General features: G+C 39.1%; 17 protein-coding genes and 1 riboswitch. Of the genes, 15 read left to right on the forward strand and 2 right to left on the reverse strand.

What is annotated here, in order from left to right; translation table 11 throughout:
• The first annotated feature begins 38 nt into the window (after positions 1-38).
• Positions 39-968 (forward strand): hypothetical protein, encoded by a 930-nt coding sequence (locus SFC47_RS06020; RefSeq protein ID WP_411253331.1) that lies wholly within the window; start codon positions 39-41, stop codon positions 966-968.
• A 171-nt stretch (positions 969-1,139) separates the two neighbouring features.
• Complete coding sequence (locus tag SFC47_RS06025) at positions 1,140-1,781, forward strand: nucleotidyltransferase family protein (protein ID WP_411253332.1); 642 nt, start codon at positions 1,140-1,142, stop codon at positions 1,779-1,781.
• A gap of 42 nt (positions 1,782-1,823) precedes the next feature.
• Here the strand turns inward: SFC47_RS06025 and SFC47_RS06030 are convergent, their stop codons facing one another.
• Positions 1,824-2,330 carry an SdpI family protein gene (locus tag SFC47_RS06030; protein WP_411253333.1) on the reverse strand — a complete coding sequence of 169 codons (507 nt, stop codon included), beginning with the start codon at positions 2,328-2,330 and terminating at the stop codon, positions 1,824-1,826.
• Positions 2,331-2,571: 241 nt separating this feature from the next.
• Here SFC47_RS06030 and SFC47_RS06035 point away from each other — a divergent pair, with 241 nt between their 5' ends.
• The 13 genes from SFC47_RS06035 to SFC47_RS06095 all read left to right on the forward strand — a co-directional run bounded on the left by SFC47_RS06035 (position 2,572) and on the right by SFC47_RS06095 (position 17,254).
• Positions 2,572-4,734: a xanthine dehydrogenase family protein molybdopterin-binding subunit gene (locus SFC47_RS06035; protein ID WP_411253334.1), complete on the forward strand. Its 2,163-nt coding sequence runs from the start codon at positions 2,572-2,574 to the stop codon at positions 4,732-4,734.
• A complete protein-coding gene (locus SFC47_RS06040) occupies positions 4,731-5,207 on the forward strand; it encodes a (2Fe-2S)-binding protein (RefSeq protein ID WP_411253335.1) in 477 nt (158 codons plus the stop codon). The genes SFC47_RS06035 and SFC47_RS06040 overlap by 4 nt, the downstream gene beginning before the upstream one ends.
• A complete protein-coding gene (locus tag SFC47_RS06045) occupies positions 5,192-6,061 on the forward strand; it encodes an FAD binding domain-containing protein (RefSeq protein ID WP_411253336.1) in 870 nt (289 codons plus the stop codon). The genes SFC47_RS06040 and SFC47_RS06045 overlap by 16 nt, the downstream gene beginning before the upstream one ends.
• 24 nt (positions 6,062-6,085) lie before the next feature.
• Positions 6,086-6,883 carry an XdhC family protein gene (locus SFC47_RS06050; RefSeq protein ID WP_411253337.1) on the forward strand — a complete coding sequence of 266 codons (798 nt, stop codon included), beginning with the start codon at positions 6,086-6,088 and terminating at the stop codon, positions 6,881-6,883.
• A 147-nt stretch (positions 6,884-7,030) separates the two neighbouring features.
• Positions 7,031-7,185: riboswitch (cyclic di-AMP (ydaO/yuaA leader) on the forward strand.
• A gap of 115 nt (positions 7,186-7,300) precedes the next feature.
• Positions 7,301-8,563: a cation:dicarboxylate symporter family transporter gene (locus SFC47_RS06055; RefSeq protein WP_411253338.1), complete on the forward strand. Its 1,263-nt coding sequence runs from the start codon at positions 7,301-7,303 to the stop codon at positions 8,561-8,563.
• 185 nt (positions 8,564-8,748) lie between these two features.
• On the forward strand, positions 8,749-9,729 hold the full coding sequence (locus SFC47_RS06060) for an alpha/beta hydrolase family protein (protein ID WP_411253339.1): 981 nt from the start codon (positions 8,749-8,751) through the stop codon (positions 9,727-9,729).
• Between the two features lie 94 nt (positions 9,730-9,823).
• Entirely contained in the window at positions 9,824-10,192 is a 369-nt protein-coding gene (locus SFC47_RS06065; protein ID WP_411253340.1) for a hypothetical protein, read from the forward strand.
• 122 nt (positions 10,193-10,314) lie between these two features.
• Positions 10,315-11,034 (forward strand): DUF6241 domain-containing protein, encoded by a 720-nt coding sequence (locus tag SFC47_RS06070; RefSeq protein WP_411253341.1) that lies wholly within the window; start codon positions 10,315-10,317, stop codon positions 11,032-11,034.
• 153 nt (positions 11,035-11,187) lie between these two features.
• The gene (locus SFC47_RS06075) at positions 11,188-13,068 is read left to right on the forward strand and encodes a XylR N-terminal domain-containing protein (RefSeq protein WP_411253342.1); all 1,881 of its coding nucleotides are present in this window, start codon (positions 11,188-11,190) and stop codon (positions 13,066-13,068) included.
• Positions 13,069-13,324: 256 nt separating this feature from the next.
• Positions 13,325-14,836 (forward strand): 4-hydroxyphenylacetate 3-hydroxylase family protein, encoded by a 1,512-nt coding sequence (locus SFC47_RS06080; RefSeq protein WP_411253631.1) that lies wholly within the window; start codon positions 13,325-13,327, stop codon positions 14,834-14,836.
• A gap of 19 nt (positions 14,837-14,855) precedes the next feature.
• A complete protein-coding gene (locus SFC47_RS06085; RefSeq protein WP_411253343.1) occupies positions 14,856-15,338 on the forward strand; it encodes a flavin reductase family protein in 483 nt (160 codons plus the stop codon).
• A 36-nt stretch (positions 15,339-15,374) separates the two neighbouring features.
• Positions 15,375-16,361, forward strand: a complete 987-nt coding sequence (locus SFC47_RS06090) for a catechol 2,3-dioxygenase (protein ID WP_411253344.1) — start codon at positions 15,375-15,377, stop codon at positions 16,359-16,361.
• A 29-nt stretch (positions 16,362-16,390) separates the two neighbouring features.
• A complete protein-coding gene (locus tag SFC47_RS06095; protein ID WP_411253345.1) occupies positions 16,391-17,254 on the forward strand; it encodes an adenylyltransferase/cytidyltransferase family protein in 864 nt (287 codons plus the stop codon).
• Between the two features lie 5 nt (positions 17,255-17,259).
• On the opposite strand, the gene SFC47_RS06100 is transcribed toward SFC47_RS06095, so the two are convergent.
• Positions 17,260-18,033, reverse strand: coding sequence for an IclR family transcriptional regulator (locus tag SFC47_RS06100; RefSeq protein ID WP_411253346.1), 774 nt, complete (start codon positions 18,031-18,033; stop codon positions 17,260-17,262).
• Positions 18,034-18,255 lie beyond the last annotated feature (222 nt).

Consider the following 18,255-nt stretch of genomic DNA (forward strand, 5'->3'; position numbering starts at 1 on the left):
ATGTAAGTAAATCTTTCATGAAAGGCAGGTGTTAATAGATGCCAACCGTTTCTATTGTCAGTATTTTTACTAGGGGATCTAGATCAAGTGATACTCCAGAACTAAGAAATGCAAGGGTGCAAGCTGATATTCGAAGAGCAAATGAAGTTTGGGGAACTGGAAACCCGCCAGGAGTGTCTTGTGGTATTAATTTTGTTTCACACAGTCTTATTTATCGTCCAGAGGTGACGATCGACGCGTCAACTGTTACAAGTTCAGCGGACCCAAGAATTATGCAGGTAATCAATGAGGCAAGAGTCACAACAAATTTCGCTACGGCAATATATGTTGTTTATTTAAGTGGTGAAACTTTTAACGGCGGACATGTTGGAAATGCAGGCCCAGTGGTCGATAGCGTTACGAACACAAATCTTTATAGTATATATGGTCGTTGCTCATTAAGTGATGGAGCCTTTGAAACATATTTGCTCGCTCATGAAGTAGGTCATATTTTATTTTATCGCATTCTGAGCTTAAATCCCGTGGTCTCTACAATTAATGACCCTTCTAACCCTGGTGACGACCATAACAATGATCCTCAAAATATCATGTTCCCGTTTGTACCTGCAATGAATCCTTATATTAATGGTGCACAATGTGCTGTGGCTAGTCAAAACAGAATCATTTTGGAAAATGCACAATTTACAGGTAATGCTGCGCAAGGTACTATACAAGGCGCTGTATTAACGGGCAGCGGCAGCGGCTTTGCAGCTCAAAATCAGTTCAATACTATGGATGAAAATGAATCATTTGATCATTTCAAGCCAGGGAAACAATGCAATTGTGATAACCCTCATCATCATCACAACAAACCAAGAATCGTCAGAAAACTAAATGAAATATTAGATTGTTGGATTGAAGATATGGGTCCTGAAAGACCTCAAATCTACCCAAGACCACCAAAAAAGAAAAAAAAGGACTATAAATGAATCACTGATAATCAAATGAATCCCTCATAAAGATGAGGCAAAAGGAGCCTGTCACTTGTTTTGTGACAGGCTTCTTATTTGCGTTCAGAATGGACGAACTCAAACATATAATGACCATAGGGGCGGTTCTTGTGGACATAGTTAAACAAAAATGGACCAATAAACGTCCCAATGGACTTAATGCTTGAGGTGATAATTATGGAAGCAATCGTCTTAGCTGCCGGCTATTCGAGCCGGGCAAATGCATTTAAAATGACTTTGCCATTGGGGCAAATGTCTGTTCTGGAGCATACGATTTCTAAATTTGAAGAAATTTGCAGCAAAATCATTGTCGTAGCGGGGTATCAAGCAGAAACTATCCAAGAGGAGATTAATAAAATCAATGATAAAAAAGCATATACATTCCAGATAAAGTTGGTTTATAACGAAGATTTTAACTTAGGAATGTTTAGTTCCATTCAAAAGGGGTGTACAGAACTAGAGGCTCCTGCCTTTTTTATTACACCTGGAGATTGTCCGCTTGTAAATAAAAAGACACTGCAGCTGCTTGCCGACCAAGATGGGAATGTAGTGATACCAAGTTTTAAATTTAAAGGGGGTCACCCCATCAAACTATCTAAACAAGTCAGTCATAAGATCCTTGCGACCAATCATGAAAGTAATTTACGTGATGTCCTCAATGGTTACGATAAATCATATTTTACTGTAGATGACCCGGGTATTTTAATGGATGTTGATACGCCGGAGGATTATCAAAAAGCCTTTTCCTACTACATCCAATATTATGGGGACAGTTCTCATGGTCCAATCTAGACGAAAAAAGACCAGGAGAACCGTCCCCACGGTCACCCGCGGTCATTCAATTTTTCTTTGCTTAATGATTTGAACGATGATTGGAAGTAACACCAATACAAACGCTAGTGGTAAGAACCAAACCCCTAATCCATTTAACCTGCCTAATGCGACCATAATGGATTCCAAGTGAATGGTTTGCAATACCAGTATGCAAATGTTCTTTTCGATATTTAACATTTTTCTGCTCAAAAGGTAAAACGCTTTTGCATTAGATTCATTAAATCGGGATGGATAATTGTGCCACTCAGGATGCCTTTCAAGAAATTGCAGCATGAGAAGCAGGAATAAACTTATTATAGGAAGCATGATTAGCTCCCATTTTGAACCCCACCTATCCACCTCGCCCAAACCATTGTAATGTCCAGGGACTTGGTCTGGCAGTATAGACCAAACAGAAATAAAAAAGATAATTGTCCCGATAAAGTAACAATATCCAATTATATCCCAGATTTTTTCACTCGCAGTTTTTGGAATATTGATTTTTGGCCGTTTCCAAGATTGATCCATAAGTCACCTCTCACTGTAATTCTCCACTATTCCTTCTATACGAATAAGGATAAAAAAGGTTCCATTTCCGAGGAAAAACACCAAAGGAAACACCACAGGGACGGTTCTCATGGTCTTTTCTAGAAAAAAAGACCATGAGAACCGTCCCCACGGTCACTCATGGTCATAAATCATCATGTTGATTTATAAGATTGTAGGAAGAGGTTTGTTATAAAAATGAGTTGAAGGGTGTTGTTGGAATGTGAAGCTGAAGGATATAAGTACCTCAGTGCCCAAAAAGGATCATAAAGGGAAGGTATCGGGCCAGCTGCCCTATATTAGTGATGTGAAAGTAGAAAATATGGTTTATGGTGTGTTGTACCGTTCGCCGATTGCTTATGGAAAAATCAAATCCATTCAATTACCAGATTTTCCAGAAGGTTATGAAGCAGTCGGAGCAGAGGATATCCCTGGACCAAATTATGTCAAAATCATTAAAGAAGACCAGCCAATTTTTGCTAATGACTGGGTCAATTATATTGGTGAGCCGATTCTCATGCTTGTGGGAAAGGAGCTAGAGACCCTCTATCATTTATTAGATGAAGTGAAGATTGAATTTGAAGAACATCAGGCTATTTATACGTTAGACGAAGCGATCAAGCAGAAATCAGCACCAGGAGTTAATATGGCGAGCTATGAATTTGGCGAAAGTTTGGAGACCATTACATCGATTGAGTTAAAGGCTCATCAAATCATCGAAGAAGATTATGCTACAGGTTACCAGGAACATGTCTATCTTGAGCCTCAAGGAATGCTAGCCATTTATAAGAATGATGAAATTGTCGTCCAGGGGTCGATGCAATGTCTATATTATATAAAAAATGCATTGGTAAACGCTTTAGCCTGTGGGGAAGATGACGTCAGAGTGGTACAAAGCCCTACTGGCGGAGGGTTTGGCGGCAAAGAAGAATTTCCTTCGATGATGGCTTGTCACGTAGCCATAGCTGCAAAAGCAGTTAAAAAATCAGTGATGCTCGTGTTTGACCGTTCTGAGGATATGGTAGTGACGACGAAAAGGCACCCAGCTAAGCTCAAATATCGAACGGCTATTGATAAGAGTGGAAATATATTGAGCATGTGTGTAGAGGTTTTTTTAGATGGCGGGGCGAATGTGGGCTTAAGCTCTGTTGTGCTGCAGCGCGCCTTACTTAACAGTGCTGGTGTATATAAAATCCCGCATTTCCATGCAAAAGGATATGTCTTAAAGACGAACACCGTTCCAAATGGTGCCTTCAGAGGCTTTGGTGCACCTCAAAGCTTTGCAGGTATTGAAAGTCATATTGGTCATCTGAGTAAGCTGGCAAACAAAGATCCATTGGATTATAAACGAAACTACCTTGTCAAACAAGGAGACCCTACGATAACCAAAGGGAATTTTCGTGATCCAATCCTAATGGAAGAAATGATTGAAGATTTGCTAAAAAGCTCCAATTACAAAAAGAAAAAACAGGAGTTTCAACAGTTTAATCAACAAAACCAGCGCTATAAGAAAGGCATTGGTACATCCTTGTTCCTCCATGGCTGTGGATTTACAGGCAGCGGAGAAAGAGATCATATTAAAGCAAAGGTGAAGCTGGTGAAATCAAAAGACGACCAGGTGTCACTTAAAATCTCAAATTCTGATATGGGACAAGGCATTTATACAACTCTTAGTAAAATTGTCGCTAAGGAACTGGACCTCCCTTTTGAAGATGTTTTGTATCCAGACCCTGATACAAAAGAAGTGCCAGACTCGGGACCGACCGTAGCATCTAGGACGACCATGATTGTCGGAAAATTACTTGAAAGGGCGGCAAAAAAACTAAAAGATAAGTGGCAATCAGGGGTGGAGCAGGAAGTAGTGGAAGACTACGTCCACCGTGAAATGATTCCTTGGAACGAAAAAACCTTTACAGGGGATGCCTACCCAGCATATTCATGGGGCGTTAACATCGTTGAAGTTGAAGTGGATACATTAACAGGAAATATAAAACTCGAAAAAGTATATGCCAATTATGAAGTCGGAAAGGTCATTGACGACCGTGTTATGAAAGGCCAGATTGACGGTGGTTTAGCCCAAGGCTTAGCGTACGGATATTTAGAAAAAATGACGTCAAAAGAGGGGAGAATTCAACAAAAAAGTATAACTGATTATGGCCCTCCGACTTCATTAGACGTTGTTTCAATCCAAAGCAAGGTGTTTGATAATCCCTATGCTGATGGTCCATATGGGGCGAAGGGTGCAGGTGAATTAACCTTAATTGGCGGCGCACCAGCAGTCCAGGCCGCGATTGAGGATGCATTACAGATTCCTTTTCAGCAAATACCGATTACACCGGAAGTCATTATAGAAAGTCTTTATGTGAAAGAAGGTGAAGAGGGTTGATTAAATTTACCCTGAATGGAAAACCAGTTGAGACAGAAGCACCTGCTACAGTAAGATTACTGGATTTTATCAGAGAGGATCATCAATTAATCGGAACAAAGGAAGGTTGCGGAGAAGGAGAATGCGGTGCCTGCAGCGTGTTTGTAAATAACCTCCTGCAAAACAGCTGTCTAATTCCAATTGGTTCCATTGAGGGAGCCGATATTGTCACGATAGAAGGAATCATGGAAAGTGAACAATTTAAAATTTTAGATGAAAGCTACAGCCAGGCTGGAGGAGTACAATGCGGTTACTGCATTCCTGGGATGGTCATGGCAAGTGCAGCGTTATTGACCCAAAACCCGAATCCGTCAGAGGATGAAATTCGTGAAGGGATATCCGGAAATCTGTGCCGGTGTACGGGCTACAATATGATTGTAGAAGCGATTAACTTCGCAGCGAAAAAAGGGGACGGCTTATGGCAGAAAAAATAAAATCGTATCGGTTCAATGTGTTAGAAGAAACCTTAAGCCAATTGAATAAAGAAGACTGTACGATTATTGCCGGTGGCACCGATGTGATGGTCATGTACAAAAGCCGAAGGGGAGTACCCCCGAAAATTTCAAAACCAATTGTGTTTATTGATCATCTTTCTGAACTCAAGCAGGTTTATCAAAATAAGAATGACCTCCACATCGGTGCCTGCTGTACCTATAGTGAATTACTTGGAAATCCGCTTATTCCCAAAGAACTTAAGAAGGCAATCAAAACAATTGCGGCACCCGCCATACGTAACAGAGGGACACTGGGAGGAAATGTTTGCAACGCTTCGCCCGCAGGCGACACACTGCCCCTTTTATATGTATACAACGCCAAACTCTTACTCCGCTCTGTAAAGGGTGAGCGCATTGTAGCCATTAGCGATTTTATTCAAGGTGTAAGGAAAGTTCAGCGGGAGCCCAATGAAATCTTAGCTGAAGTTATCTTGCCGTCCGTTCTTGAAGAAGGTGCTCATGTTGTTTTTGAAAAAGTTGGGAACCGAAACGCAGATGCGATTGCCAAAGTGGGGTTTGCTGGCTATATCAGGTTAAATGGCGATGTAATCAAGGATGTTCGCTTTGCCTTCGGGGCGGTAGGACCTACAATGGTTCGTTCCGTGGATATTGAAAAGATTCTGATAGGAAAAACCATCCCATTATCAGATGCAGACATCACTCAAGTGGTGGCGGCCTTCGAAAAAATCATCAAACCTATAGACGATCAACGCTCAACTGCTTTATACAGAAAAACCGTTGCCTTAAATCTCTTACGTTATTTTCTAAGTATGAAACAGTATCAAATAAAATAATGTTAAAAAAGGGAGGAGCTAGATATGCTGCTGATGGAAAAAGTTGCCTTGCTGAATCGTCAAAACGAAACCTTTGCACTAGCCATGATTATCGAATCAAGAGGCTCGACTCCCAGTCATGTAGGAAAAATGATTGTCTACCGGGATGGTACGATTGAAGGTACAGTCGGAGGGGGATTGGCTGAATATTATATCATCGAAGAAAGTGTAAAGGCGCTCCAAAACGGTAAATCGAAAATTGTTGAATACAAGTTGAATAAACACGCAAAAGACGGTATACAAATGAATTGCGGCGGTACTTTAAAGGTGTTCATCGAAGTCTACAAAAGCAGACCAGAGCTTGTTCTTGCAGGTGCAGGGCACCTAGCACTTGCATTATCAAAGCTTGCAGATACTCTTGAGTATCCATATTGCATTGTTGATGATCGTATCGGTTATGCCACCAAGGAGCGCTTCCCTAATGCGACTAAACTTTTTGTCAACGAGGATATTGGAGAGGCAATGCTTGCTGCCAAGTTAAATGAAAAGTCGTATGTCATCATTGTGACCAAAGACCGCGATGATATTGTCTTAAAAACAGCACTGCAATTTCCGATTGCTTATATTGGGATGGTTGCCAGCAAGAGAAAAACCATAACTATATTTGAAAAATTAAAGAGTGAGGGAATATCAGCGGAACAGCTGGAGCAAGTGCATTCCCCGATCGGTTTGGAGATAAGTGCGGAAACCACACAAGAAATTGCTATCAGTATATTAGGGGAAATCATTAAAATAAGTAAGGAACGAAAGCCTTCAAAAGTGAAACAATTAATAAATCAATAAATAGAATGATAACACCACAAATGGTTAAGTACTACACATTTGTGGTGATTTTTGTGTGTGGGTACCTATAAAGACTTATTTTTTTGACTATTTACAAAGTAATCTGGAAATATTAATTTGTTTACTAAAATAGTATTTTGATATAAAATTATTTTTGCGCTTAATCTTTATATTAAGAGCGGGGGACCCAAATTTTTATGCGGATATTTCCGCTATTGGTGAATTCTTTAAAGAGAAGGGGCTTATTGTTTCCCATAGTCCTAACCTGAAAGCTAACCTCGTCAGCGATTGAGAGGAAACAGTATGATAGACTAGTGATTAACCACTAGCCGTTTTTTTTGTGCTAAATATCATACCCATTGTTTCCCTTACCTGTGTAATTCGTTTATATATTTCAACCAGGAGGTAGGGTAATTAATGAAAAAAATTAAATCAAGTTTAGCAACTCAAATTTTCATTGGTCTTGTTTTAGGGATCATCGTCGGTGGAATCTTCTACGGAAGTGAAAGTGCACAGAGTATTTTACAGCCATTTGGTGATCTCTTTATCCGATTAATTAAAATGATTGTCGTGCCAATTGTACTTTCTAGTATTATTGTTGCAATAGCTGGCGTTGGTGATTTGAAATCTGTTGGTAAGTTAGGAGCCAAATCACTTACCTATTTTATTGGAATGACATTGGTTGCGATAGCTGTTGGACTCATATCAGCGAACATCTTCCAGCCTGGTGCGGGATTAAATATGGACAAGCTGGAGCAAAGTGATATTTCTGGCTATGTACACACATCTGAAGAACAAGAAGGAAAATCAATTACCGATACACTTCTTCATATTGTTCCTACAAATCCGATCAATGCAATGGTTGAAGGAGATATGTTAGCGATTATTTTCTTCGCAGTTGTATTTGGTCTTGGAATTGCAGCTATTGGAGAAAAAGGAAAACCGGTTTTACGTGTATTTGAAGGTGTAGCAAGTGCCATGTTTTATGTGACGAACTTATTTATGAAATATGCTCCAATCGGTGTTTTTGCCTTAATCGGTGTAACAATCTCAAAATATGGATTTGCATCGCTTCTTCCTTTAGGCAAGTTAGCATTAACTGTTTATGGAACCATGATTTTCTTTGTTGTTGTTGTGTTAGGATTAATGGGGAAAATCGTTGGGTTCAGTGTCTTTAAATTATTAAAAATGATTAAAGAAGAATTAATCTTGGCTTTTTCAACAGCAAGTTCAGAGACAGTACTTCCGAAAATTATGGACAAAATGGAACAAGCAGGAAGTCCAAAACACATTGCGACTTTCGTAATTCCAACAGGTTACTCCTTTAATTTGGATGGTTCGGTACTATATCAAGCTATTGCATCATTATTTATTGCCCAAATGTACGGGATAGAATTGAGCATTGTACAACAAATTACACTAATGCTAGTCTTGATGGTAACATCAAAAGGAATGGCAGGAGTACCTGGAGTATCTTTTGTGGTTCTATTAGCTACATTTAGTACAATCGGGTTACCTGCTGAAGGATTAGCATTTATCGCTGGTATTGACCGTATCTTAGATATGGGTCGTACGGCTGTTAACGTTGTCGGTAATTCATTAGCGGCGATTGTTGTTGCAAAATGGGAAGGCCAATTTAAGCCTGCCAAAGACGTCGAAGTTATTAAAAAAGCTTCATAAAAATCCAATGTCTCGCTAATAAAAGACTTTCAACATCCAATGTTGAAGGTCTTTTTTCTTTTATAAGATGATGCCTAAAAAATAGAAAAATAATTGAACGATGTTGCTAGGTAATACGTACTATCTAAAATGAATAAAATTAATTAGATAAGTAAGGTAAATATACAAAAAAGGTGTTGAATGTGATGAGTAACGAGGTTGAAGTGACGATACCAGGGGAATTTCCATTAGCTGCAACACTAATCATTCCAGAAGGCAGAAACGTAAAATATCCTTTAATTGTGATGGTTCATGGAAGTGGTCCAACTGATCGGGATTCCAATGCGAAAGGAATGCCGATGAATATTTTTAAAGAATTAAGTGAAGTTGCGGCGAAAGAAGGCTTTGCGAGCATTCGTTATGATAAACGAGGAGTAGGAGCGAGTAAAGGAGACTTTTATGAAACAGGTGTGCAGGATTTAATAGACGATGCAGAGGCTGCTTTAGAATTTGCGAAAAGGCATCCAAAAATAGACAAAGAGAATGTTATATTACTAGGACATAGTGAAGGCAGTATTTTAGCACCATTTGTGAATGAAAAGGTTCCAGTTGATGGGATGATTCTTCTGGCAGGAACGGCAGAACCTCTAGCAGAAACTTTGACCTGGCAGCGTGAGGCAATCATGAATGACCTTAGAGCGGTTAAAGGGTTCCAAGGCTGGCTGCTTCGTTTATTAAAAGTAGATAAAAAAATTACAAAAATAAATGATGAATTAACAAAAGCATTGCTTGCATCTGACGATCCAGTTATTAAATATAAAGGGAAAAAGATTAACGCAAAATGGAATAGAGAGCATATACACTTTGATGTTTCACAACCATTACAAAAGGTCACTTGTCCCGTATTGGCGATTACAGGTACAAAGGATGTCAACGTAAAGGTCAGTGACCTAGCAAAGATAAAAACACTTGTACAAGGTGAATGTGAAACACATATCATTCAAGATATGACCCATATGCTTCGTAAAATAGATAGTGAATATAGTATAAGCAAAATCTTAAATCATAATAAAAAGTCGCTGAAGCAACCCGTTGATGATGAACTAAAAGATAAGATTAGTAATTGGTTAAGAACCTGGAAGTGTAGAACCGTTTCTATTGATAAATCTGAAATATTGGTAAAATAAAGCCCCATCGTTCATTCGATGGGTTTTCTTCTGTATTACAGCTTTCATGTTAAAATAAATTGTATGGATGGAACTTGATAATTAGGAGATTACGATGAACATTATTATGAAACAAGAAATTGAACATCTGTTTGAAACTTTAAAGCCTGTTCTAGAAGAGTTAAATTTTATTGCGCTTGAAGAAAGAGAGTTATCCCAAGTATTTACCTATTATTTGTTTTTACAGCAATGTGGCGAAGATATTATGACCAATTCCTCCTATACATCCGAAGAGATTCTATACAGTCAATACTATTGGTTTGTTCAATTTAGAAACCTATATTTTTCTAAAATCGGATATGATAGCGGGATTGACCAACAGGCAATTCTACTCATTGAAAAAATAAGTAATGAACTGGAAGGGAATGTTGATTGGGGTTTAGTGGAAGAATTTGAACCAATTCAACTATGCAATAATAAATAATTATATTATGTAAACATAAGTAAGGGATAATGAGATTATATGCCTAACGGAAGTCATAGTTTAAAATATCAGGTATACTGGTAAAAGTATTGAATTTTTTACATAACATCGGAGGAAGCATCATGGATTTACGCAAAAAGAAGTTTGTTGTCATTTTTCTTTCAGGTTTAGTGTTTGCAGGCGGCGGAATGCTAGGTTACCAGTTTTATCAAGAAGAAAAAAAGGAAGCTGCAATTGAAACCCAGCAAAAGGCAGAAAGAGAGGAGGCCCAAGAGAAGAGTGGATTAGCTGAAACGAAGGTAATCAGTGCGGAGATGAATCCGACACAAGAGAACATATACGCAGCTGAAGAAGCGGTCATACAATTGCCTAATAGTGAAGAAAAGTTAATGCTAAAGGAAAGGGTAGCACTTGTAAACGCAGAATTTGTCAAAAGCATGAAGGCGAAGGAAGAAGCACGTTTGGCAGAATTAGCCGACGATATCCAGCAAGCAAAACTTGCATTAGGCATTGATAAATCACCAACCGAAAAAGATATAGCAGAGATTCTCCATAATATGACGCACCAAAAAGTACGTTCTGAGGAAAAATGGGGATTTGTTCAAATTACGGAGGTTAACCTTTTAGCAGTGAAAGAAGTCCTTCAGAAAAATTCAGATTTCAATAAAAATATAGATTTTCTATCTATTGTCAATGATTGGCTAAGTGCCGATTTTAGTAATATCGTAAGAGACCATAACGTAATATGGGAAAATAAAAATGGAAACGTTGGTAAGGCCTATGGGATCCTAAGTCCAAGTGAAGAGCAGGCACTGATAAGGGAACACTTTGACGAAAGCTAATAGAACTCTCTCGTAAGAGCCTTTTCATCATATATCTCCTTCAGTATAATAGAAACTATTAAACTGGAAGAAAAGCATAAGTCAATATTCATCATTCATTCACTCGCATGTAAGATTTACTCTTAATTAGCTTAGAAATAAGGGAGCAATGGAATGAAAACACTAGAACTAAATGACTTATTACATATTCGTCAGGAGAATGAATTATGGTTTGCAAACAATGAAAGAGCTGTATTTGTTTCAACCAATGCATTCGGAACTATGCAGCGGGATTTAATTGAGAATATTGGGCTTAACCGGATGAAAACCTTTTTCTTTAAGTATGGCTATCAATTGGGAATTGAAGACGCACAAGAGGTGGCAAAGAAAGACTCCTTAAGTTTACTCGAAAAAATAGAACATGGTCCGATCATCCATGCCTTAAAAGGACATGCGAAATCCCATATCACAGAAAAAGAGTTTGAAGTGGAAGGAGACAAAATTAAATCGTTTCGCTTTAAAGGAGTTTGGGCAAATTCATATGAGGCAGAACAACACCTTAAAAATTTTGGGATTAGCCAAGGGCCTGTTTGTTATACGTTAACTGGATATGCCACAGGATATGTTACGGGTGTGGTCGGAGTGGATGTATTCTTCAAAGAATTGCAATGTCAGGGAAAAGGGGACCCTTGTTGTGTTTGGGAAGGTCGTCTTGTTTCAGAATGGAAGGATGAGGCGGAGGAATTCTTTTCATATAGTACAGAACTGCCGATACTGAAAGAACTGGAGCATACAAATGAAAAGCTCATGCTGGAAAGAAATAATCTGGCACATGTATCCAAAACCTATAATGAGCTGACAAATGAACTGATCAAAGGCAATAACCTAGATTCAATTCTCGGAATTTTACATAAACAAAATCATTTGCCGATTGTCGTGGAGGATAGTCGTAAACATGTCTTAGCCTGTAAAGGCATTACTTTAAAAGACGTAGAATCTCTTACAGAGACAGTTTCTGAGATTCCAGAAAAAAAGCAATGTCATTCCAACGTGGGGATATTCTCGTTTGAATATGGAATTAGTTTAAAAACGCCTATCTACCTTTTAGGGAAGATAGTTGGGTATTGTTCTTTTATATATGAACAAGATAGAACCCCTAATTATGAGATTGACTCGATGATCCTAGATCGTTTAGCTTCCATTTGCTCGCTCCTGTTTTTAAAGGAAAAAACAGAAGTTGAATCAATGGAACAAGTGAAAGGTCATTTTCTTGAAGAAATTATTAGCGGCAAATATACCCAACAAGAAATCATGAGGAAGGCGGACTTTATCCAATTAGATCTAAATTACCACTATCATATGGCGGCTTTGACATACAAATTTATGAATACATGTGATGAAAAGGCATTTACGCTTCATAAAAAAATATTTGAAATGGTGGGTGCTTACTTTCGAGAAGAAGATCTAAATGTGCTAATCGGCCAGCAGCCTGAAAGCATCATTCTTTTGATTACCGAGAAACAAGTCCCACAGCAACAAATAGAGAAAACCATTAGGTCATTAGTAGCCTTTTTAAAGAAAGAAATAAGAAATGTTCTTTTCCTAGGAGGAATAAGTGCACAAAACAGCAATATTCTTGAAGCAGTGGTTGCAATGGAAGAAGCACGTTCAGCACTCCGGCTCTCTTCAAGAGAGGAACCGATTACGCTGTTTAGTGATTTGGGCATTCTGGGTATCTTAATCAATAATCAAAACGAACAAGCAATCAAGAAAATGATCCGAGATCAAATCGGGGTACTCTATGAAAATCTTGATAATAATAAACTAGAATTGATTGAAACACTCTATCATTTTCTTGAGCAAGGCGGCAACTTAGATCAAACCGCGGAATCCCTCTCCCTTTCTAAAAGCGGCCTTCGTTATCGGCTCAATAAACTTACCGATCTTCTTAATCGTGATTTACGAGATCCACAAATACAATTTCAGTTGATGATGGCTTTAAAAGCATTGAAAATTGTGGAGCATGAAAGAATCAATAAAATTCTAGCAGAGTAATGGGATTGATTTTATTAATACGAAAATCAAAAAGATAAAACATAAGCATATATTTATTAAAATTTGCCAGACTTCCCTCAGAATTCAATGCGGGGTGTCTGGCATTTTTTTGTGACTGACACAAAGTGGCAGTATTAACTGGTTTTTCGGTCATCTTGTGTTATTGTTACGAATTTTCAGATAAATTATGATAGTACTAGTGATGGAAAGAAAATCACACGTAAAATTGCAGGAATATAAGAATGGAGTTGAAGAAATGTTCACAGGTAAAGAATATTTGGAAAGTCTCAATGACGGCAGGGCAGTTTATTTAAACGGTGAAAAAATAAAAGATGTTACCACACATCCCGCTTATCGGAATGCTGCTCGTTCATATGCAAGAATGTACGACGCTCTCCATGATCCGGCTACACGTGATATCTTAACAACTACAAGCGAATTTGGCGACAGAACACATAAATATTTCAAAACTCCTACCAGTGCACAGGATTTATTAGAGGCTAGAGATGCTATTGCTCATTGGGCAAAGCTAAGCTATGGATTTATGGGCCGTACCCCGGATTATAAAGCTTCCTTCACTGGACACTTAAATGCGTTTGGTCATTTTTATAAAGGTTTCGAAGACAATGCGTTGGCATGGTACAAAAAATCAACAAAAGAGGTACCATTCATTAATCATACGATTATTAATCCTCAGGTAGATCGTTCAAAACCATTACATGAGAATAAAGATGTATTTGTACGTGCGGTTGCAGAGCGTGATGACGGTATTATTGTAAGCGGTGCCAAAATGGTAGGAACGGCTTCAGCCTTAACACATTATAATTTTGTTGCGAACTATGGTCCAAAAGATTTAGGCGGCGGTGATGATAGTCATGCACTGATTTTCTTCGTGCCGATGAATGCTGAAGGACTGAGTATGATTAGCCGCCAATCCTACGAATTACATGCTGCCAAAAACGGAACTCCATTTGATTATCCGTTATCGAGCCGCTTTGATGAAAATGATGCTGTGATAGTGCTCGATAACGTATTCATTCCTTGGGAAAATGTCCTGGCATATCGAAATATTGAAGTTTCAAATAACTTCGCAAAAGTAAGCGGTTTCATACCGCGCTATACATTCCATGGCTGCACACGTCTCGCTGTAAAATTAGATTTTATGACCGGTTTGTTACTGAAAGCAACGGAAGGAGCCGGAACAAAAGATTTCCGTGGGGTTCAGGCAAAGATTGGCGAAGTGGTCGCATTACGTAATATGTTCTGGGGTCTTTCTACTGCAATGGCATCAGATCCTGAAAAAGGGCCAAATGGTTTGGTGATTCCTAACTCTTATTCAAGTTCTGCTTATCGTGCTCTAGCTCCGCTGGCATGGGTGAAAGTGAAAAATATCTTTGAGCAAGTTGTAGCTGGAGGGTTAATTCAATTGCCTTCAAGTTCAAAGGATTTCCTCAATGAAGATCTAAAACCATATTTAGACACGTATTACCGCGGAACAGGCATTAGCGCGGAAGAACGAGTGAAATTATTGAAAATGGTTTGGGATACAATCGGCACGGAGTTTGGCGGGCGTCATGAACTATATGAAGTCAACTACGGCGGAAACCATGAAAATATTAATATGGAAGCATTATTCCATTTTGAGGCAACAGGTGCTGCCGATGTGCAAAAAGCATTCGTAGACTCTGCATTAAGTGATTATGACCTAAAGGGCTGGACAAATAAAACATGGGCAGAGGCAGCAGAAAAAGAAGTGGTTATCAAGTAACTTTATAGGAGGAATCAAAATGGATGATCGTCAATTTCGCCAGGCTATGGGGAAATTTGCTACGGGTGTCACGGTCATTACGACTGAAGTGGAAGGAGAGGTGCACGGCATGACGGCTAATGCCTTCATGTCGGTTTCTCTTGATCCAAAACTAGTAGTGATTTCCATCGGAGAAAGAGCGCAAATGCTCGAAAAAATCAAGAATAGTAAAAAGTTTGCTGTCAATATTTTGGCGGGAGAGCAACAAGAATACTCAATGCTCTTTGCTGGTCAGATAAAAGAAAAAAGAAACATCAACTTCGATCAACTAGAAGGACTCCCTGTATTAACAGGAGCGATTGCTCAGGTAGCCTGCGAAGTGGTAAATGAACATATTGAAGGAGATCATACCTTATTCATCGGAAAGGTCCTCGATATTAATCTTGAAGACGGAGAGCCGCTCATGTTCTTTAATGGCCAATATCGCTCTATATCACCTGAAGTGAGTCTCGCAAATAAGTAGTCTAATTCAACCAATATATCTAATAGGAGGATTACCATGACTTCTTACCAGGAACCAATTTTTGATGTAGCACAGCTTGCTCACGTAGAGCTATTATCTCCAAAGCTTGAGGAATCAGTTGAATTTTTTAAAAGATTTCTAGGAATGGAAGTAACCGCTCGCACTGAGAAATCCGTCTATCTTCGCGCTTATGAGGATTTCTATCACAATACATTAATCATTACAGAATCAATTCAAGCGGGAGTCGGGCATGTTGCTTGGCGCGCCACTTCTCCGCAGGCACTAGAACGTCGTGTAGCGAAAATTGAAAAAACAGGATTAGGCAAAGGCTGGATTGATGGAGATATCGGACATGGAAGGGCTTATCAGTTTACAAATCCAGACGGCCACTTAATGGAAATTCTTTGGGATGTTGAGTATTACCAAGTGGAAGAAGGCCAAAGATCGAAACTATTAAATCGACCGTCCAAACGTCCAGACCGTGGTGTGCCGGTTCGCCGCTTAGATCATATTAATCTTATGACTTCCAATCCAGGAGCTGATACGGATTTTATGCTCGATACACTAGGATTTCGTTTAAGAGAGCAAATCCAGAATAATGGTCAAGTGCTGGGCAGCTGGATTAGCGTTTCCAATCTGGTTCATGAAATTGCCTATATGCAAGAACCTAACGGGGTAAAAGGAAAGCTGCATCATCTTTGCTACTGGTATGGAATACCTCAAAACCTTTATGACGTGGCAGATTTACTAAAAGATCATGGTATTAAAATTGAAGTTCCACCCAATAAGCATGGAGTCAGCCAAGCGTTCTGTATGTATGTAATTGAACCAGGCGGAAACCGGATTGAATTGTTCGGCGATGCAGGGTATATCATCACGGACCCAGCATGGAAGCCGGTAGTTTGGGATATGAAGGACGTTCCTGGCAATGGCGACACTTGGATTGGAACCGAATTCCCACAAACATGGTGGACACAGGGAACACCGCTTACACCTGTTAAATCAGAGGAAGTCGTGAGATAAGTAAATTATGAACAATGGAGGGAGCTAGCTTGGAATTCATTCATGTGACAAGCAACAACCGCGAACAAACTCTTTTACAAACCAAACCTGGTGTAGTGGCTTTAGGATTTTTTGATGGAGTGCACTTAGGGCATAAACAGGTGATAAAAGAGGCAAAAAGGGCTGCGGAAGAACAAGGGCTCCCTTTGATTATCATGAGTTTTTTTCCCCATCCAAAAGAGGTTCTAACAAATGGAAAAAGTATCATCCCTTATCTTATGCCAGTAAATGAAAAACGAAGAATTTTTGAAGAACTGGGTGCCGATTATTTTTACTTAATAGAGTTTACGAAGGAATTTGCAGCGTTACCACCAAGAGAATTTGTCCGAACCTACCTTCTTGATTTTGGAGTAAAAAAGGTGGCGGCAGGATTTGATTTTACATACGGTCACCGGGGAGCAGGCAATATGGATACCATTGAATGCGATTCTAATGGGAAAATTGAGGGAATGAAAGTTGATAAAATAGAGTGGGAAGGGGAAAAAGTCAGCAGCACGCTCATTCGTAATTTGGTCTTAAGTGGTGAAATGGAAAAAATAGCTCCATACCTAGGGAATGATTATCAAATAGAAGGGAGAATTTTTTTTCGAAATAAGCAGCTTGAAATAAAGCTTGATCCTTATTATTTAATGCCAGCTTCAGGCTGCTATGAAGTCATCGTAAGCCTTCACCAGGAGACGGCCACGGATATTGCAGTCGTTTCTGATGGAAGGCTTACTTTACTTCATGGGCAAGGGTGCCCTTTTTATGAAGGAGAAAGAGTTCGACTTTCATGGAAGAGAGTGCTCCCTTATGAGTTTGTTCACGATAAAGTTTTAAGACAAGTTTTAGGCGTCTCTATACTAAGTCAATAAGGAACTTACCTTTTCCAATATCCAAGTCTCTCGGAGATTAAATTACCGGAATGGATTAATTCACTCGCAAAATATTGAATCCGTTGTTTTGATATTCTTGACCCTGGTCCAACTAGATTAATGGCTGCAATAACTTTTCCGGTATGGTCTCTAACAGGTGCCGACACAGAGGTCCGTCCGACTGTATATTCATCGACACTAACCGAATAGCCTTGCTTTAAGATTGTTTTCAACTCATCTCGGAACCGAACTGTGTCTGTAATGGTAAACGGCGTAATCGGATTAAGACCGTTTTGAATGACTAGATCGACCAAGTGGGTTCCGCTATGGGCAAGAAGAAGTTTTCCTGAACTCGTGCAGTGAGCAAAATTATGTAATCCTAAATGTGATGGTACTTTATTCGAGGTTTTACTCTCGATTTTGTCTAAATACACAACATGATTTCCATCTAAGATTGCAAGGTGGGCAGTTTCCCCGCATTTATTAGCAAGGTCGGTTAGAATCGGACGTGATTCTGTGTGCAGATCGATGTTGCCAAGGACAATGGAGCTTAATTCAACAACGGAGAGACCTAACTCAAATTTATTGGTCTCTTTATTTTTTTGTACTAAACCTTCTGATGCGAGTGTTGTAAGAATTCTTTGGACACTGCTTTTTCCTAATCCAAGTTCTTTAGCAAGCTCTCGTACCCCTTTTTGGGGTTGGTCCATTTTAAAAGCACGCAGGATTCGAATCGCATTTTTTACAGAAGAGAGCAGCTTTTCTTGTTCTTGTATCATATTTTCCTCCGAATTATAAAAATTATATAAAAATTCAGAAAGTGTCCCGTATAAAGGGACAATAACGTTGTGAGCGTCTTACCTAGCCTTTAAGATTAAATCATACATCAGGTTTTCGACAAATAAAGAACAATTTGATACCAGATATAATGAAAACGGTATCACTATTCAGTATATTTCGTCAATATAGTTGGTTCATGTTACAAAACTAAAAAAATTAAA

The organism is Neobacillus niacini, from assembly GCF_046591715.1.
GTDB classification, from domain to species: Bacteria; Bacillota; Bacilli; order Bacillales; family Cytobacillaceae; genus Neobacillus; species Neobacillus niacini_L.

What these genes read in the sequence shown, in the direction of transcription:
- SFC47_RS06065 (WP_411253340.1), top strand. Translation starts at nt 9,824, where the DNA reads ATGAACATTATTATGAAACAAGAAATTGAACATCTGTTTGAAACTTTA.
- SFC47_RS06030 (WP_411253333.1), bottom strand. Translation starts at nt 2,330, where the DNA reads ATGGATCAATCTTGGAAACGGCCAAAAATCAATATTCCAAAAACTGCG.
- SFC47_RS06070 (WP_411253341.1), top strand. Translation starts at nt 10,315, where the DNA reads ATGGATTTACGCAAAAAGAAGTTTGTTGTCATTTTTCTTTCAGGTTTA.
- SFC47_RS06025 (WP_411253332.1), top strand. Translation starts at nt 1,140, where the DNA reads ATGGACTTAATGCTTGAGGTGATAATTATGGAAGCAATCGTCTTAGCT.
- SFC47_RS06075 (WP_411253342.1), top strand. Translation starts at nt 11,188, where the DNA reads ATGAAAACACTAGAACTAAATGACTTATTACATATTCGTCAGGAGAAT.
- SFC47_RS06085 (WP_411253343.1), top strand. Translation starts at nt 14,856, where the DNA reads ATGGATGATCGTCAATTTCGCCAGGCTATGGGGAAATTTGCTACGGGT.
- SFC47_RS06080 (WP_411253631.1), top strand. Translation starts at nt 13,325, where the DNA reads ATGTTCACAGGTAAAGAATATTTGGAAAGTCTCAATGACGGCAGGGCA.
- SFC47_RS06020 (WP_411253331.1), top strand. Translation starts at nt 39, where the DNA reads ATGCCAACCGTTTCTATTGTCAGTATTTTTACTAGGGGATCTAGATCA.
- SFC47_RS06050 (WP_411253337.1), top strand. Translation starts at nt 6,086, where the DNA reads ATGCTGCTGATGGAAAAAGTTGCCTTGCTGAATCGTCAAAACGAAACC.
- SFC47_RS06100 (WP_411253346.1), bottom strand. Translation starts at nt 18,033, where the DNA reads ATGATACAAGAACAAGAAAAGCTGCTCTCTTCTGTAAAAAATGCGATT.
- SFC47_RS06045 (WP_411253336.1), top strand. Translation starts at nt 5,192, where the DNA reads ATGGCAGAAAAAATAAAATCGTATCGGTTCAATGTGTTAGAAGAAACC.
- SFC47_RS06055 (WP_411253338.1), top strand. Translation starts at nt 7,301, where the DNA reads ATGAAAAAAATTAAATCAAGTTTAGCAACTCAAATTTTCATTGGTCTT.
- SFC47_RS06060 (WP_411253339.1), top strand. Translation starts at nt 8,749, where the DNA reads ATGAGTAACGAGGTTGAAGTGACGATACCAGGGGAATTTCCATTAGCT.
- SFC47_RS06090 (WP_411253344.1), top strand. Translation starts at nt 15,375, where the DNA reads ATGACTTCTTACCAGGAACCAATTTTTGATGTAGCACAGCTTGCTCAC.